The organism is Nostoc sp. 2RC (assembly GCF_014222165.1).
In the GTDB taxonomy this organism is placed as follows: Bacteria; Cyanobacteriota; Cyanobacteriia; order Cyanobacteriales; family Nostocaceae; genus Nostoc; species Nostoc linckia.
The window spans coordinates 1-2179 of the sequence record NZ_JACKZU010000645.1; the positions used below are offsets into that span (position 1 = coordinate 1).

Genomic DNA, 2179 nt, shown 5'->3' on the forward strand with positions numbered 1-2179 from the left:
CCCCACACTCCCCCATCTTCCCATCTCCCCATCTCCCCATCTCCCCTGCTCCCTCATCTCCCTGCCCGCTCCCGTGTTAAGCTATCGATGGCATCACCCAAGGCGGTAGTAAGACTTTTGCGAGTTTGAGTGTGGTTTTCCTGTTCTATTTTCAAAGCTTGCAACAGGCGATCGCGTTCTTGAATTGCAGCGATGAGTTTAGTTTGCAATTCCTCTACAGATTGTAATTGGGCTATTTCTTCTTGAATCGCTGTCACTGGTGTAGCAGCCAGTGTCCCTGCTTCAATACCTTGGAGTTTATGCAAATCTGCCTTGAGAGATGCCATCGCTTGTTGGGATAATTGGGCATCTGTGCGTCGTTGTTCTGCTTCTTTATTGTATAGCTGACGCCATTTTTGGGCACTTTCCCAAGCTGCATCCCGGTCTTGTTGAAGTTCTATTAACTGCTGTTTGAGTGTCTGAATTTCTGTCAGCCACTGCTGTGTTAAAGCTGTCGTTTGATTAGCATTTTCAACCATATAACTGTTCGCTGATGACTGATGAGTGTTGACTGTTGACGGTTGACGGTTAACAGTCAACAGTGAACCATCAACAGCAACAGCTTAACTGAAAATTGTTGTAACCAGAAGCACTATCAACCGGATTGTGTCATAATTCGATTTTATAAATTTGAACCTTTATTTATGCCTTGTTCTGCCACCCTTACTCAACTGGTCGAAGTGCTTTCGGCTTATCCTTTAAACTTATACGAAACTGATTTAACACAAGTAAGTAAAGGTATACAAACAGATACACGTATCCTCAAGTCGGGTGAAGTGTTTGTGGCTTTACGAGGCGATAAATTTGATGGACATGAATTTGTGCCCACAGCCATCGCTAGGGGTGCCATCGCTGCAATTGTAGATTCGGCATACGAAAACCCTGGTTTTCCTGTATTGCAGGTTCAAGATACCCTTAAGGCATATCAGCAAATTGGCAGATGGTGGCGCGATCGCTTTGATATTCCTGTAATTGGTGTTACAGGTTCAGTAGGTAAAACTACGACTAAAGAATTAATTGCCGCAGTTTTAGGAACCAAAAAAGCAGTTCACAAAACTTATGGCAATTTCAATAACGAAATCGGTGTGCCGAAAACTCTGTTGGAACTGAGTACAGAACATGACTACGCCGTAATTGAAATGGCAATGCGCGGTAGGGGACAAATTGCCGAACTCACACAAATAGCACATCCCACCATCGGAGTGATCACCAATGTGGGGACGGCACATATTGAGTTACTGGGTTCCGAAGAAGCGATCGCTGAGGCAAAATGTGAGTTATTAGCCGAAATGCCTGCTGATAGTGTGGCAGTTCTCAATTACGACAATCCCCTATTAATGGCTACGGCGGCGAAAGTTTGGACAGGAGAAGTCATAACTTACGGTTTTTCTGGTGGCGATGTCTCAGGAGTGTTGATTGATAACGAAACTGTGGAAGTCGCAGGAATGCAAATCCCTTTACCGTTACCTGGGAGTCACAATGCGAGTAATTTTCTAGCGGCTTTGGCAGTGGCAAAGGTTTTGGGAATTGATTGGGGGAGTTTAAAAGCAGGTGTCTCAGTGGATATGCCCACAGGGCGATCGCAGCGATTTAATTTGCCCAATGACGTGGTAATTTTAGATGAGACATATAATGCTGCACCAGAAGCGATGTTAGCAGCATTGCAATTATTGGCAGACACACCAGGAAAACGCAAAATTGCCGTGTTGGGTGCAATGAAAGAATTGGGAGAACGCTCCCAAGATTTGCACCAACGAGTGGGAGAAACAGTACAAAAGTTGAATTTAGACGGCTTGTTGGTGTTGGTGGATGGAGAAGACGCCGAAACAATAGCCAAAAGTGCCGACGGTATCCCATCGGAGTGCTTTGCAACTCATGGCGAATTGGTGGCCAGATTGAAGACATTTGTGCAGCCAGGAGATCTTGTACTGTTCAAAGCCGCCCACTCAGTGGGGCTAGATCGGGTGGTTAATCAGTTACGTGCAGAATATCCCAAATGATACCATTACAAACCGAACGTCTGATACTGCGAGATTTTGTAAAATCCCCAAGCAATATTACATCTGTTTTGTAGGGTTGGGGAGGGGCCTTGTCTATGTCTCGCATTCTTTTTTTAAATAGGTATAAGTAATTAAAATAT

Annotated in this window: 2 protein-coding genes; one reads left to right on the plus strand and one right to left on the minus strand. The window is 44.7% G+C overall.

Annotated features, from left to right (window positions below; translation table 11 throughout):
- Positions 1–53: 53 nt before the first annotated feature.
- Complete coding sequence (locus GNE10_RS34110) at positions 54–518, minus strand: hypothetical protein (RefSeq protein WP_099073496.1); 465 nt, start codon at positions 516–518, stop codon at positions 54–56.
- Between the two features lie 165 nt (positions 519–683).
- Between GNE10_RS34110 and murF the strand changes: the two genes are divergently transcribed.
- Positions 684–2039, plus strand: coding sequence for a UDP-N-acetylmuramoyl-tripeptide--D-alanyl-D-alanine ligase (murF, locus tag GNE10_RS34115; protein WP_185570448.1), 1356 nt, complete (start codon positions 684–686; stop codon positions 2037–2039).
- Positions 2040–2179 lie beyond the last annotated feature (140 nt).

Excerpts from the sequence above, each read along its gene's own strand:
- GNE10_RS34110 (WP_099073496.1), bottom strand. The coding sequence starts at position 518 with ATGGTTGAAAATGCTAATCAAACGACAGCTTTAACACAGCAGTGGCTG.
- murF (WP_185570448.1), top strand. The coding sequence starts at position 684 with ATGCCTTGTTCTGCCACCCTTACTCAACTGGTCGAAGTGCTTTCGGCT.